Below are 14,987 nucleotides of genomic sequence, written 5' to 3'. Positions count from 1 at the left end.
AAACGATTATGAGCAAATTAGATGCCTACTTCGGTGAATTTGGTGGTCAGTACGTACCGCAAATTTTAGTGCCAGCGCTAGATCAGCTGGAAGATGCTTTTATTGAAGCACAACAAGATCCAGCCTTTCAAAAAGAGTTTATCGACCTATTAAAAGATTACGCAGGTCGTCCAACAGCCTTAACGTTATGTCAGAACCTGACTAAAGGCACAAAAACAAAGTTATACCTAAAGCGTGAAGATTTACTTCACGGTGGCGCTCATAAAACCAACCAAGTATTAGGTCAGGCACTACTTGCTAAGCGCATGGGTAAAAAAGAAATCATTGCTGAAACGGGCGCAGGTCAGCATGGTGTTGCAACCGCATTAGCATGCGCACTATTAGATCTTAAATGTCGCGTTTACATGGGCGCAAAAGATATTGAACGTCAAAGCCCCAATGTATTCCGCATGAAATTAATGGGTGCCACCGTTATTCCTGTGCATTCTGGGTCTTCTACTCTGAAAGATGCCTGTAATGAAGCAATGCGCGACTGGTCTGCAACTTATGAAGAAGCACACTACCTACTGGGGACGGCTGCAGGTCCACACCCATTCCCAACAATTGTTCGTGAATTCCAACACATCATTGGTGAAGAAACCAAAGCGCAAATCTTAGAAAAAGAAGGTCGCCTACCCGATGCCGTTATTGCATGTGTCGGTGGTGGTTCAAACGCTATTGGTATGTTCTCAGATTTCATCGATGAAAAAGACGTGGGCTTAATTGGTGTAGAACCAGCAGGTAAAGGTTTAGATACCAACATGCACGGTGCACCGCTTAAACACGGTAAACTGGGTATTTTCTTTGGCATGAAAGCACCATTGATGCAAGATGAGCATGGTCAGGTTGAAGAATCTTACTCAGTATCTGCAGGACTCGATTTCCCATCTGTTGGGCCTCAACACGCACACCTTAACGCAATAGGCCGTGCTGAATACGGCTCAGTAACCGATGATGAAGCACTCGATGCATTCCAGTTACTGGCGCGTAAAGAAGGTATTATTCCGGCGTTAGAATCTGCCCACGCATTGGCTTATGCACTAAAAATGATCGAAGCTGAACCAGAAAAAGAGCAACTTTTGGTTGTTAATCTTTCAGGTCGTGGCGACAAAGACATTTTCACCGTACACGATATTTTGGACGCAAAGGGAGTACTGTAATGGATCGTTATCAAGAATTATTTAATCGCCTAGCAGCAAAAAATGAAGGCGCATTTGTTCCTTTCGTAACGATTGGCGACCCTACCCCTGAGCAATCAATGAAAATCATTGATACTTTAGTTGAATCAGGTGCAGATGCGCTTGAATTAGGCATCCCGTTCTCCGACCCATTGGCTGATGGCCCAACCATTCAAGGTGCAACTATTCGTGCGCTTGAATCAGGTACAACACCTGTTGTGTGTTTCGAATTATTAACTCAAATTCGCGCAAAATATCCTGACATGCCAATTGGCTTGTTAATGTATGCAAACTTGGTGTTTACTGCTGGCATCGAAACCTTCTATAAAAAGTGTGCCGATGCTGGTGTCGACTCAGTATTGATTGCAGATGTGCCAATCAAAGAATCAGAAGAGTTCCGTGTGGCAGCTGAAAAATACGGCATTCACCCTATCTTTATTGCACCACCCAATGCTACTGATGAAACATTGAAATCAGTCTCTGAATTAGGCGGTGGTTACACATATCTACTGTCTCGCGCTGGTGTCACAGGTGCTGAAACAAAAGCAGGTAAGCCAATTCGCCACTTAGTCGAAAGTCTTACTAAGCATAATGCTCCACCAGCCCTACTTGGGTTTGGTATATCTGAACCAGCACAAGTAAAGGAAGCGATTGAAGCCGGTGCCGCTGGGGCAATATCTGGTTCTGCTGTAGTCAAAATCATCGAAAATAGCCTAAACGATCATGCTGCAATGCTTGATAATTTAGGCCAATTTATTCGTGACATGAAAACAGCAAGTAAGCTTAGCTAATACACTGCTATTTCATAACGACTTAAAAACCGCACTCTGTGCGGTTTTTTTTAGTCAAACCTTCTGCTGTTAACTCCCCTCTCAATATTCGTAACATAAAAAAGCTACATTTCCGACACATCACTCTTTCACGGTTTAAAAAGCCATCAATCGCACCAAACAAACATAAGTTTGATTTATATCAATAGAATAAAATATCGAAAAGAATGATTGATAAGCTCTAAAATTGCGTGTAAAAACACAGTCGCAAAATATTGAGTTAACATTTATAACATTGAAAAAACTTAACTCGAAACAAAACCAACAAAACACAACAGCAGTAACAAACACAACAGAGGGCATCGAAAGTGTTAAAAGAAAAAGGATTATTGGGCAACATCGGCGTTCAAGTCGTTATTGCGATGATTGTAGGTACAATCGTTGGCGCAATGATGGGACATTCTGCCAGCATTTTTGCACCGCTTGGTAGTATCTTCATCCATCTTATTAAGATGCTTGTTATTCCATTGGTTGCGGTTGCGATTATCTCTGGTGCGGCTGGTTTGGGAAGCAGCCACTCAGCAGGTAAAGTAGGACTGACAACATTAGGTTTCTTTGCTTTTACATCAGCAGTAGCCGTTGCACTGGCATTAGTAATGGGTGAAGTATTCCAACCTGGCGTTGGCATCGATCTTACTGGCGTCGAAGGCATGTTTTCTAATGCATACGCTGAAAAAGGTGATTTACCTTCATTTTGGGCAACTCTTTTGGGTATGATCCCGACAAACGTTTTCCAGTCTCTTAATGAAGCTAATATTCTTCAAATTCTTGTTTTCTGCCTCTTTTTTGGCGTAGCTGTATCGAAGTTAGAAAAAGAACGTCGCGATCCACTGATTAACGGTGTTAATGCTGTCGTTGACGCAATGGTTTGGATGATCAATGTTGTAATGAAAATTGCACCGTTGGGCGTATTCGGGCTAATGGCTGACGCTGTGGGTACGTTCGGTTTTAGCGCCTTAATGGTGGTATTTAAACTATTCGTTGTTTACATCGCTGCAATTCTTATCTACGGCTTCATTTTCTACCCGATTATGATCAAGCTGTTTAGTAAAACTTCACCAATTGCGTTTTTATCAGCAATGAAGAAACCGCAAGCTGTTGCATTATCGACAGCCTCCTCAATGGCAACACTGCCTGTTACGATGGAAACCTGTGAAGAAGAACTAGGTGTTCGTAATTCAACCGCTTCATTTGTTTTGCCATTAGGCGCAACAATCAATATGAGTGGTAATGCTATTTACTACGGTTTGGTTGCCATCTTCTTTGCACAAATGTTTAACGTTGATCTTGGTATGAGTGCTTATATCGCCATTATCGTTACTTCAACATTAGGTGCAGTCGGTCAAGCGGGCGTACCTGGCCCTTCATTCTTGGTGGTTGCTGTATTGCTTTCAGCAGGTATTCCTATTGAAGGTCTACCGTTACTCTTTGCTCTAGACCGTATCTTCGACATGGTACGTACTGCATTGAATATCACTGGGGATGCTGCTTGTGCTGTTATTGTTGATAGCTATATTGGCGATAATGAAGAAGCAAGCAAAGCTTAAAAAGCAGACGCTATATCTCTACAATTTATCCACACTAAACCACTCCTAGAGTGGTTTTTTTATCTGTTATTTTTAGAGCTAGGTTGTTAGTTAGCTTTACTCATACCATTAAAGGGGAAAAAATTTTACTTCATATGTTCAAATCTAATACCTTATAGAATCAGCTTTGACAAAAATAAAAATCTCATATTACTCTAAACTTCACGTCCTGTTTTATTCATCTTACCGTTAACGATATTAAAGTAGACGTTTCTACCCTGTCCCCTGCGATACCTTTTCTTAATTATCTAAGTAAATAAATCAATTGCGTCTCATTTATCCATATTGCAGTCAAAAATAAAGAGCTTATTTTATTCTAACTTAAGTGTCACCGTGAATCTCGCCATTACATAAAGTTACGAATTCGAATTCTTATCAATTAACCATATAATAATTTTTTATTGATACCATCTTTTAGGCTTATACATGTATGAATAGCTAGACAATTAGGCTATAGGTATTCTCGTATGAAATATAAGCACTAATTTTATATTCATATTTGCTAATAAATAACAAGCAACAGGACTGTTATTCAGTAATCACTACTCTGTTTAAGTAACCATTACTCTGTTTAAGCACTTACGCATGGCGAAATACAAACGTGTAATTTCTTATTAAAAATAAAAATAATGAACAAGAAAATGAAGATACAACTTGAAAATATAAACTCGTTTATCACTGCTGCCGAACAAGGTTCCTTCAGCGCCGCTGGCCGGGAACTAAAAAAAACGCAAGCCGCCGTTAGTTTGGCCATTCAAAATCTTGAAATAGATTTAGGATTTCAACTGTTTGACCGTACCAATCAATACCCACGATTAACCCAAAAAGGAGAACAGCTTTTACGTAATGCCAAACTCATGATGTCGCATTACAACAGCTTCATCGAAAGCTCGAAAACAATCTACACCATGAATGATGTAAAAATACAGATAGGCGTCGACCCTTTAGTTTGTGGCCCCGATGTTATCCAGATCATCCGTGACTTTTCCGAAGCTTTCCCCAATGTCGAACTCTTCTTAATGCAGCAAAGCAGTGCTTTATTAGCAAAAGAAGTCCATGCCAAACATCTCGATCTGGCGTTAGGCATTTTTCCATTTGAAAATAAGCTCAATTTTGAATTTACAACGGCTTTTCATATGAATAGCTCATGGGTAGCATCCCCAACATACCTCAATACCAAGTCGAATGTGATCAGTTATCACGATTTTTGCCAACTCCGCTTACTGGTTCCAGGAAATATTGATGACCTAGGGTTAAGTGAAATCAAATCTGCCTCCCAGCTATGGCACGTAGAAGACATTCACACTATTCTATCTTTATGTCGAACGGGTATGGGCGTAAGTTGTTTACCCGATTTTGTTCTGAAACAAGACCTTGAGCTACAACGTTTACGAAAAATCTCCTTTTCATTTAATAAACTCAAAAACAATTACTGGAAAGCCTCACTCATTTGGCCCAAAAGTACCTTATTAACTCCAGCCCTTATGTGGCTACAAAAACGCCTCACCGATATAGATATACTTTAAAGGAACATTCAGAAAATGGGCTCTATTTTAGGGCCCAATACCCAGAAGTTATTTTTGTAAATACAGTCATTAGTAATAAATTGTCATACAAAGATTTAAGTTAATTAATATAACGTACCCCTGAGCGTTTTATTTCTTTAATTGATACGTATATATCTTGCCGCTATTTTGAATCGTTACTTATTATCACTATATCGGCAATGAGAGATCTGCACATACCAGTCGCACTTTTAACGTCGACATATAAGCAATACATATGGTTCCTAATTGTTCATCAATACAGCGGTACCTTAATATATCCTCATTGGCTATTTCAACGGGCAAGTTATTACAATAAAGGGAAAGAAATGAACAATTTATATGCGAACACTATGGCGTTTCTATACACATACAAAAATGATGAGCGTGGTGTAACTGCGATTGAATACGGCTTAATTGCTGTTGCAATGGCGGTATTACTAGGTGCAGTTTTCAGTACACAGGGAAGTTTAATTCAAGCCTTAACAAAAGGTTTTGCATTGATTACTGCCGAACTAACAAAAATGGCTCCTTAAAAATAAACCTTGGCATTACTAAAATATGAACATTTCATTACAACTAATGCCACTTTTAATGCTATGGGTCACCTATTTAGATATTCGGTATCGCCGTATTTCTAATATTGTATGTGCGGCAGTGTTTTCACTGTCGCTCATTCTAGCATTTTCTCAGCATCAACTAGCTGATGGGATAATCAGTTCAATCATCATGCTTCTAATAAGCTTGCTACTGTTTTATTTTAATATTGTAGCGGCTGGTGATGGGAAACTAGCATCTGCTTTTGCTGTGGCTTTGTCACCGCAGCAGCTGATTTCTGCCTTATATTTTACGTCGCTATTCGGTGGCGTCGTGGCCGTGATCTATCTCATCAAATATCAATTAATACAGCGAAGCTCGCCTGAAAAAGCCCGTGGTCTACCTTATGGCGTAGCCATTGCCTGTGGGTTTGGTCTACAGATCTTTGCCAGTTATTTATAAAAGATAACGATGAACTCAAAAATTATTTTTGTAATCGCCTTTTTAGCGGTACTCACCGGATTATATGGCATGGCCGATACCTTGTTATCAACCACAGATACCGCCAGCACTTCCGCGACCGAAGAAAAAGAAATCAAATACATCACAGTGTGGCGTGCAACATCTCCGTTAGCACGCGGACAAGCATTGTCGCCGTCATCACTTACGCGAGAACAATTAACCGAAGAAGCCGCCCTTTCATTAGGGATAAATAGCGATGTGACCTTAAAATTTGAGCCCACAACATTGATGAATATGGACGTTAAACAAGGGGCATTGGTATTTCCAGAACTCCAAACCTCACCCGGAGAAGCAGGTTACCTCAACCTGATCACTCGTGGTGACATGACCCTCTACCCGTTGACCATTGCGTCCAAAAACCTGATTGATAATTACATTCAGCCAGGCGATTACATTGACATTATGGCAGTCAGCTCACCACGAACCAATCTCTCAAATACCACATCGACGTTAGAAAATTTTGAGGGCGTACGTGCATCTTTACTGATGCAACGAATTCGAGTGATGTCAGTCGGACAGTCAAACACATTGGCAGAAAAATCCGGTCAACGATCGACAACAACCTCAACCATTCGTCCTAAGGTCAATATCTCGAATGAAAATGAATCCACTGTCGTTATCGAAGTAAATCCAGACGACTTAGCCAAGTTATCGTTAGCACAACGCACCATGTACATCGAAATTTACCGTAGCCAACATTACCGCCAAACACCTGATGCTGATGTCAGTGACGTCATCAAAAACTACACAGGTATCGTTGAGTTGCGTGGTGCTGGTCGCGATCGTCTTGGAGAAGTTTTCTAATGTTCAATCCTTTTCGCTCTGTTTTATCTTTCAACGAAACGGTGATTAGCCTGATGCTCATCTGCCTCAGCTCACCCGTTTTCGCTTCGGATAAATTCGTCACCTTGAATGACGCCAATAATCTCGAATTTTCACAAGAAATCGGCACAGTGTTTGTCAGCCAACCTGACATCCTCGATTACAAAGTGATCGACAGCCGTAAATTGGTCATTTTTTCAAATAAAATTGGCCAAGCCAAAGTTATCGTTTACGGTAAAGATAACCAAGTGCTGCTATCACAGCGCTACCATGTCGACATCAACCTGTCGCAAGTGCGCCGACAACTCAAGCTTTACTACCCAGACTTAAGTATCTCTGTGACTTCAGTGGGCGAACAAGTGGCTATTCGTGGCACCGTCAACAATGAAAAACAGCGTGACGATATCTACCGCATGGTTGCCACCTTACTAAGCAAAAAAGAAATCGAACGCTATAACGAAGCCGAAAAGCTGAAGTTTGTCGAATCCGGCTTTGAAGAAGCCAATTGGGTCCGCTACAGCAAAAATTACACCTGGGAAGGCATAATTGAAGGTTTAGTGGTTGCCCAAGCACAACAAGTAAACGTCAAAATCTCTGTTGCACAAGTCACAAAAGAATTCAATGAAACCATCGGGGTCGACTGGTCCACAGTTGGCCGTAGTGTCGGTGAATTTTCGTTTTTAGAATTTAAAGCCAACGACTTATCTACCGTGATTAACGCAATTGGTAACGACAACATTGCCGAAATATTAGCGGAACCTAACCTTACCGTCTTATCCGGCGAATCGGCTAGCTTCTTAGTCGGTGGGGAAGTCCCCGTCATCGTCACCAACGATAACTCGACCAATATCAGCTTCAAAGAATTCGGTATCAAACTTGAACTGTCAGCCAAAGTATTGAGCAATAAAAAGATCAAATTACAACTCGCGCCAGAAGTCAGTGCCGTTGATGGTTATGTAAAAGCCGCGGGCATCGAAGTTCCACAACTGTCTTCACGCCGTGCCATGACTACCATTCAATTGGCCGATGGCGACAGCTTCATGCTCGGTGGTTTGATGAGCAGCGATGACATAGAAGAAATCAGCAAGATTCCGCTACTGGGTGACATTCCTATATTAGGCGCCGCATTCCGTAAATCTAGCACCACCCGAAAGAAAACCGAGTTGGTGATTGTCGCAACCGTGAATTTGGTCAAGCCAGTTTCACCGACGGATGTACGTTTACCACACATGCGTAAAACCACCACGCTACGCCGCTTATTCAATATAACCCAAAACGAAGAATCGGCTGAATACCAACAAACTAACCAAACACACGCTGATAAGCTTGCAATCCAGATGCTCAGCGAAGGAGGGTTCATTCAATGAAACGCTTACTGACTCTTTTTTTTGCCATAACCGTCTTAACAGCTTGCGCCGATCACGCTGACGATACTTTAGGCAGCGAAGCCTTGGTGTACCAACAAGTCGACACGTTCACTATCAGCTTGAAACACGATGCGGCCAAACACGATCAACAACAACTGTTGGATTATCTGACTGCGTTTGAAGCCGATGGGGCCAACGGCAAAGTCGATGTACGTTACAGCACCCAGCAAGGCAAGCTATGGGCGTTAAAAGTGAAGCAACGCCTCCTGAACAACGGCTTAAAGCCCAGCGATATCGCCGTACAACGTCAAAGCACCGAACAGTCAACCGCCACAACAACCTCCGATTACGCTGTCACGATCTCGGCTTACAAAGTGAAAACTGAAACGTGTCCGATCTTAACTTCAGGTGTTAAGCAACTACGTAAAGGCTGCTTTGTCGACAGCTTACGTTTGAAGCAAATCAGTCACCCTGAACAATTAACGCGATAAGGGAAGATTAATCATGTTCGATCTCGCTAAAGCGATTAGTCAGACCACCGAAAAAAGCCGAGAACATCAGGGACCGACAGGTTGTACCTTGTTCTACCAAACAGATGCCTGCTTAAACTTGGTGCAAGAAGTCTTTCGTTTTGAAGGCTGGCAAGCACCTGATTGCCTTAAAAATCAAAGCCAAAGCACCGATTACAGTAGTAAAAAAAGCAATAAATTAGAACATTCTACACTGCAAGAAATCATCATTCTTGAGCTAAACCAATCAACAAATGTGGTCGACGACGCCAAATCTTTTGCCAGCCGTTTACCGAACCACAAAGGCGTCGTGGTAATTGGTCAGGAAGATGCTATCACCACCTTACGTGGGCTAAAAGAAATGGGATTTTATTACCTATTTTGGCCTGCAAATAAACAAGAGATCACCGATTTCTTACGCCATGTACATTCCAATCAACAACGTTTTGCAGGTGTGAGTCAAAATCGTAAAGCCAAGCGGGTTGCGGTATTAGGCAGTAAAGGTGGTGTCGGTAATACGGTGATCAGTGCAGAACTGGCCGCTTGCTTGGCGCATTCTGGTGCAGAAACCATATTGATCGACCACCAGTATGCCTTCAGTAATATCGATATAGTGTTAGGCCTTAAACAATTCCAAAAACAAGATGCCAATAACTTGGCGCTACAGCTGCATGACATGGATGAAGCGACTGCCAGTGATTACTTAATTAAAGTCACCGATCACTTACGTCTGCTGGCAATTGAAGGGAATGAACCGACCAGCACTCTACAAAGTTATACCGATAGCATTAATGATTTATTAATGCGTCAGGCCAACTTTATCATCGAAGATTTCTCTGGCTCAGTCGATTTCTCATTGAACCTTCATCAATTGGTTGAACGCCATGACGTGATGATCATTGTTGTTGAGCCGACCGTCTCTTCAGTACGTTCGGCTCGTTTTCGCATTGAACAAATTGAAGAAATAAGCCTAACGCACAGCCTCGACATACGTGTACTGACCTTTATGAATGTTCACCGCCCTGACGTGGCGTTTTCCTTAACGAGAGAAGAAGTTAGCACCTATTTAGGTCGAGTTGTCGATGTCACCTTGCAATATGACAAACGATTCGCATCATTATTGTTGGACGGTAAGCGCTTGCATAAATTAGAGAAAAGTGCGGCAGGTCCCTTCAATGATATGGCCCTATTGTTACATGGAAAAACCTTGTGTAATCACCGCTCATCCATGGCGAAATTGAGGGGGTTGTTTAAACGATGAATACCAATAAAGAGCTCTACCTTACTTTTCGTAATCAAATATTTGAAGTACTGGATGCCCAAGCCATTGTCAAAATGTCGAAAGAAGAGTTGGTTAAACAAATTCAGAATGCCGTAGACGTGTTGGCGAGTAACTATCACCGCCCTGTCTCCACAGCCATGCGCAACTTGTTAGTCAAAAACTTGGTTGATGAGTTGATTGGCTTGGGTCCGCTGCAACCGCTAATTGAAGATGACACCATTACCGACATCATGGTCAATGGTGCCAATCACATCTTCTTCGAGCGCAACGGAAAACTGCAACATTCTGATGTAGTGTTTGTCAACGAAGCGCAATTATTAGAAATCGCCCAGCGCATTGCATCACGGGTCGGTCGCCGCGTCGATGAATCATCCCCTATGGTTGATGCTCGCTTAGAGGATGGTAGCCGCGTCAATATCGTGATCAAACCGATAGCAATAGATGGCACTACCATATCAATCCGTAAATTCCGTGAACATAAAATCGGTTTAGAAGAATTGGTCACCTTTGGATCACTCTCGCCAGACATGGCACGTGTATTAATGATTGCCGCTCGGTGTCGCCTCAATATTTTAATTTCTGGCGGTACCGGTTCGGGAAAAACCACCCTACTAAATGCCTTGTCTAATTTCATCAGTGAAGATGAACGTATCGTCACGATTGAAGATGCTGCCGAACTTAAGTTACAACAACCCCACGTAGTACGTTTAGAAACCCGTACTGCCAGCATTGAAAATACTGGCGCGGTGTCACAACGTGAACTGGTAATTAACTCATTACGTATGCGGCCCGATCGTATTATTTTGGGGGAATGTCGTGGTTCCGAAGCCTTTGAAATGCTGCAAGCTATGAACACTGGTCATGATGGGTCTATGTCGACCTTGCACGCCAACACCCCCCGAGATGCCATTTCACGGGTGGAATCCATGGTAATGATGGCCAGTTTAAACCAACCTTTGGATGCTATTCGCCGAACGATTATTAGCGCCGTGCACTTGGTGGTGCAAGTAAACCGTCAACGTGATGGCTCACGTAAAATCACCAGCTTGTCTGAAATAGTGGGTTTAGAAGGCGAAAACGTGGTGATGGAAGAGCTGTTCCGCTTCCAAGCGTCAGAAGGTAAACCTAATGAAAATGTACGCGGTAAGTTCGTTACACAAGGCATCATGCAGCGTTCTATTCTGATGCAACGCGCTGCGTATTACGGCCTGCAAGACGAGCTGGTTGCTGCTTTCCGAGGCCAACAATGAGTATTTATCTCTCTCTCTTATTATTTGGCGTGGCGATATTACTGTATAAGCGTCGCCAGCGTTCGTTAATAGATACCTTCTTTGTGGCTCCATTAGACGATACCAACAGCGATACCATTCAGGCCGTGAATATGGAATCACTTCAGCACCTGACATGGTGGAAGATCCTACTAATGAACTTCAGTCCTGCCTTTGCCATGTTGGGTAACAAAGCTTGGCTTAAGCTATCAATCTTCATGATGTTACTGACGTCGATTGGAGTGTACATCAACAACTATTTATTGCTTTTAAACAGTTATTGGTTACCGTTTCTTATGCCAGCATTAGGCTTTCTATGGGGATGGGCGTGGTTAATTAAAAAACGTCAGAATGAATTTGAACAAGCCTTTCCTGATGCCCTCAACATCATGATGAGTGCCGTCACAGCAGGCGAAAGTGTGATGCAATCAATCAGCTATGTAGGTAAAACCCTCGACAACAAAGTCGGCGATCTTTTCCAAGACATGGGAGAACGTTTAAAACTAGGTGAACCACCTGAACAAGTGTTTAAGCGTGCTAGCAAACACTACCCCTACCCAACCTTCTTATTTTTCGTTGTCACCATTAGGGCCAATATGTCGCGCGGAGGTCAATTAAAAGCCGTAATGGCCCGATTGATTCGAGTATTAGTTGATAGCCGTACTCTCGACAAGAAAAAAAGCGCCATGACTTCAGAAGCTCGCTTATCCGCCAAGATAGTGGCATCTCTGCCTTTCATTTTTATGGTGATCTTGAGTTTCATTAGTCCACAAAATCTCAATTATGTACTGACCGACCCAAATGGTCGTTATGTACTGTATTACGTAGTCGGTAGTGAAACGTTAGGGTTGTTCATCATCTGGTTATTGATCCGAGGAGTTCGTTAATGATCTTTATTTTTATTAGCCTTTTTATCCTCAGTGCCGTTTGCGCATGGAAGCTGTCGCAATGGCATACAGAACAAGCCAAGCAAGCCCATGTCGAAAGTTACCTGAGCGCCAAAAAAGACGGGCGGCTTACCCGATTAAACCGCTTCATTACGCGCTTAGGCAGAAACCACCAGCAAGATCTGGAACAGCAATTTGTTGATGCAGGTTTCTATAATACCCAATTCGCTAAGTATTACGTACCCGCTAAGCTTACTCTTGTCATTTTTACCTGCGTTGTGGTGATCATATCTGATCTCTCATTAATGAATAAAGCTGCAATTAGCGCTGTAGCGATGATCACTATTTTGCTGGTACCAGAAATGGTGCTGTCGATGCGTAAGAAAGCACTGATCCTCAAAACGTCACGCCAATTGCCTTACATGCTCGATATGATGTCGGTATGTGTGCAAACCGGGATGACTATTGAAGCCGCGCTCACCTACCTCAGCATTGAATTAGAAGCTTTCGACAAAGACCTGTGTTTCCACATCAAAAAAACCGCTGATGGGGCACGCGTCAAGGGATTAGAAAAAGCACTGATCGAACTGAGTGAGCGTATTCCTACCCCAGATGTTCGCAGTTTTACGCTAACACTGATTCAAAACCTGCAATACGGCACCTCTATCGCCAATGTATTAAGTGCGTTAGCAGAAGACATGCGGAAAATGCAGGTGCTCACCATGGAAGAAAAAATCGGCAAACTCGCCGCCAAAATGAGTGTGCCACTGATTCTCTTAATTATGTTTCCTATCGTTATTTTGATTCTAGCGCCGGGAATGATGCAAATGACAGTGGACATAGGCCAATGATACGACTAACTTTTTTATTCGTTCTTTTACTGTCGCAAGTCGGCTGTGTCACCTCGACAACTCAGCACACCGTTACCGAATCCGATTTAAAAGCAGTCGGTAATTATGCAGGCTTAATCAACTATTACAAAACCGCATTAATCACATCGCCTAACGATCCCAAAGTGATGTTGTCACTGGCCGATGCCTACTACCGCAACAAAGACATTGAATCTGCCCGTTTCTATGTCGACCAACTAGAAAAGCTCAATTACCAAGGGGCTACTTTCTCGTTTCTCGCAGGTAATGTGTATGCCGCATCAGATGATTATTCGCGCGCACTCACAGCGTACCAACATGCCAAACAGCAAGGCTATTCCGCATCAGATTTAGATCTCGAAATGGGGATTGTTTACAGCTATACCAGTCAATATCTCTTGGCCAAAGAGGCTTTCGATCAAGCCCGATTGAAAGGGCACGATGACATTGCGATCAAAAATAACCTCGCTGTATTGGCTATTGCCCAAGCCCATTATCAACAAGCAGTCGATATCTTATTACCCGTTTTTCAGCACAGTCCTGAACAACAAAAAGTGTCGTTCAATCTTGCCATAGCATTGATTCAACTGGGTGATATCCCCCAAGCCAAACAAGTGCTGGGCGAACGAATTACTGACGATCAACTCATGGCTTTGGTGTACGCATTGCGAGTATCAGGTAATACAGAGAATAAAGAGAGCCATGAGATAAGTAATGAGGAGCAACATGAACCGGCATAAACAACGGGGCGTATTCAGTATCGAATTTGCCATGAGTGCTATTGTTCTCTTTCTGGTGACATTCGCTATTTTTGAGGCTAGTCGCCTTATTTACATAATTAATTTGACTGAATCTGCTCTGCGCGAATCTACTCGTGATACCCGCGTATTTGAAAGTGAACGCTATAACACCGCCTATGAAAACCGCTTACAACAGATATTTGAAAGTGAAGGTGAAATTTGGCATTACTTAGTAAAACCAAAACGCTACCGCTTTTCAATCACCTATTACGACACCTATCAAAGCCTGATTAAAGACACTCCACATATTGGTGAATGTCAGCGTTGTGAATTGGCGTTATACAGCTTGCAATATCGCTACTTACCCATGTTTTTCATTGGCAATGTAGTTGATCGCACTATTACACGCGACATATTAGCCGAACAAGAACATGAAGGGTGGCCGATCAATGAAGAATAAACAGCATGGCGTGCTTGCTATCGAAATGGCTTTCGTACTGTTTTTCTTGTGCGCATTATTAATCTTCACCGGTGACATCGCCTACCAGTTGTTGAATCGGGTAAATCTGGATCGCACCAGTTATTCCTTAGTCAATATTTTGAAAGAGCGTACCCGCTTTTTTAGCACCCAAAACGTAGACGGCTCACGCACTGTGCGTTATGCCGTAAGCCAAAAAGATGCCGATGACATGGAAACCCTCGCAGCTCGGTTATTGGATCGTCCCGATACAGGTACCTTTGGTTTACGGGTGGAATCCTTACGCTATAACGGCAGTACGGAATACTACGATCGTTACACCAAAAGCATGAATAATACTTTGGAGTGTGATCCTGATGATGCGCTCACCTCACATCGTAACCTTGTGCCATTGTCAACCTCAGGCAAAGCTGCACCTCTGTATCAAGTAACAGTGTGTTACCGAATCGATTCTTGGTTTAGCCGCTTCATGGGAAGCAATAATCAGCAAGCTTATCTACATTCATCGTCAGCGATTGTGGGACGTTAA

16 protein-coding genes are annotated in these 14,987 nt (G+C 42.7%); all 16 read left to right on the top strand.

Annotated features, from left to right (window positions below):
* Positions 1–8 precede the first annotated feature (8 nt).
* The 16 genes from trpB (at position 9) to tadF (ending at position 14,987) form a co-directional block, all read left to right on the top strand.
* The gene (gene trpB / locus C9J48_RS14320) at positions 9–1,199 is read left to right on the top strand and encodes a tryptophan synthase subunit beta (protein WP_006233136.1); all 1,191 of its coding nucleotides are present in this window, start codon (positions 9–11) and stop codon (positions 1,197–1,199) included.
* Complete coding sequence (trpA, locus tag C9J48_RS14315; RefSeq protein ID WP_006233135.1) at positions 1,199–2,008, top strand: tryptophan synthase subunit alpha; 810 nt, start codon at positions 1,199–1,201, stop codon at positions 2,006–2,008. The genes trpB and trpA overlap by 1 nt, the downstream gene beginning before the upstream one ends.
* A 401-nt stretch (positions 2,009–2,409) precedes the next feature.
* The gene (locus C9J48_RS14310; protein ID WP_050764929.1) at positions 2,410–3,594 is read left to right on the top strand and encodes a dicarboxylate/amino acid:cation symporter; all 1,185 of its coding nucleotides are present in this window, start codon (positions 2,410–2,412) and stop codon (positions 3,592–3,594) included.
* A 680-nt stretch (positions 3,595–4,274) separates the two neighbouring features.
* Positions 4,275–5,159 (top strand): LysR family transcriptional regulator, encoded by an 885-nt coding sequence (locus C9J48_RS14305; protein ID WP_006233133.1) that lies wholly within the window; start codon positions 4,275–4,277, stop codon positions 5,157–5,159.
* Positions 5,160–5,506: 347 nt separating this feature from the next.
* Positions 5,507–5,713: a Flp family type IVb pilin gene (locus C9J48_RS14300; RefSeq protein ID WP_006233132.1), complete on the top strand. Its 207-nt coding sequence runs from the start codon at positions 5,507–5,509 to the stop codon at positions 5,711–5,713.
* A gap of 25 nt (positions 5,714–5,738) precedes the next feature.
* Positions 5,739–6,176, top strand: coding sequence for an A24 family peptidase (locus tag C9J48_RS14295; protein WP_006233131.1), 438 nt, complete (start codon positions 5,739–5,741; stop codon positions 6,174–6,176).
* Positions 6,177–6,185: 9 nt separating this feature from the next.
* Positions 6,186–7,040, top strand: coding sequence for an RcpC/CpaB family pilus assembly protein (locus tag C9J48_RS14290; RefSeq protein WP_006233130.1), 855 nt, complete (start codon positions 6,186–6,188; stop codon positions 7,038–7,040).
* Positions 7,040–8,425, top strand: coding sequence for a type II and III secretion system protein family protein (locus C9J48_RS14285; RefSeq protein WP_006233129.1), 1,386 nt, complete (start codon positions 7,040–7,042; stop codon positions 8,423–8,425). The genes C9J48_RS14290 and C9J48_RS14285 overlap by 1 nt, the downstream gene beginning before the upstream one ends.
* On the top strand, positions 8,422–8,916 hold the full coding sequence (locus C9J48_RS14280) for a hypothetical protein (protein ID WP_006233128.1): 495 nt from the start codon (positions 8,422–8,424) through the stop codon (positions 8,914–8,916). The genes C9J48_RS14285 and C9J48_RS14280 overlap by 4 nt, the downstream gene beginning before the upstream one ends.
* A 13-nt stretch (positions 8,917–8,929) precedes the next feature.
* A complete protein-coding gene (locus tag C9J48_RS14275; RefSeq protein WP_006233127.1) occupies positions 8,930–10,195 on the top strand; it encodes a CpaE/TadZ family protein in 1,266 nt (421 codons plus the stop codon).
* Positions 10,192–11,466 carry a TadA family conjugal transfer-associated ATPase gene (locus C9J48_RS14270; RefSeq protein WP_006233126.1) on the top strand — a complete coding sequence of 425 codons (1,275 nt, stop codon included), beginning with the start codon at positions 10,192–10,194 and terminating at the stop codon, positions 11,464–11,466. Before C9J48_RS14275 ends, C9J48_RS14270 begins: the two co-directional genes overlap by 4 nt.
* Complete coding sequence (locus C9J48_RS14265; RefSeq protein WP_006233125.1) at positions 11,463–12,371, top strand: type II secretion system F family protein; 909 nt, start codon at positions 11,463–11,465, stop codon at positions 12,369–12,371. Before C9J48_RS14270 ends, C9J48_RS14265 begins: the two co-directional genes overlap by 4 nt.
* Complete coding sequence (locus C9J48_RS14260; RefSeq protein ID WP_006233124.1) at positions 12,371–13,222, top strand: type II secretion system F family protein; 852 nt, start codon at positions 12,371–12,373, stop codon at positions 13,220–13,222. The genes C9J48_RS14265 and C9J48_RS14260 overlap by 1 nt, the downstream gene beginning before the upstream one ends.
* Positions 13,219–13,980: a tetratricopeptide repeat protein gene (locus tag C9J48_RS14255; protein WP_006233123.1), complete on the top strand. Its 762-nt coding sequence runs from the start codon at positions 13,219–13,221 to the stop codon at positions 13,978–13,980. Before C9J48_RS14260 ends, C9J48_RS14255 begins: the two co-directional genes overlap by 4 nt.
* Positions 13,967–14,440: a TadE/TadG family type IV pilus assembly protein gene (locus C9J48_RS14250; protein ID WP_006233122.1), complete on the top strand. Its 474-nt coding sequence runs from the start codon at positions 13,967–13,969 to the stop codon at positions 14,438–14,440. The genes C9J48_RS14255 and C9J48_RS14250 overlap by 14 nt, the downstream gene beginning before the upstream one ends.
* The gene (gene tadF / locus C9J48_RS14245; protein ID WP_006233120.1) at positions 14,430–14,987 is read left to right on the top strand and encodes a tight adherence pilus pseudopilin TadF; all 558 of its coding nucleotides are present in this window, start codon (positions 14,430–14,432) and stop codon (positions 14,985–14,987) included. The genes C9J48_RS14250 and tadF overlap by 11 nt, the downstream gene beginning before the upstream one ends.

It is taken from the genome of Photobacterium profundum, assembly GCF_003026285.1.
Lineage (GTDB): Bacteria > Pseudomonadota > Gammaproteobacteria > Enterobacterales > Vibrionaceae > Photobacterium > Photobacterium profundum.
Note: the sequence above shows the minus strand (reverse complement) of the source record. Positions and strands in the feature narration are given on the sequence as shown.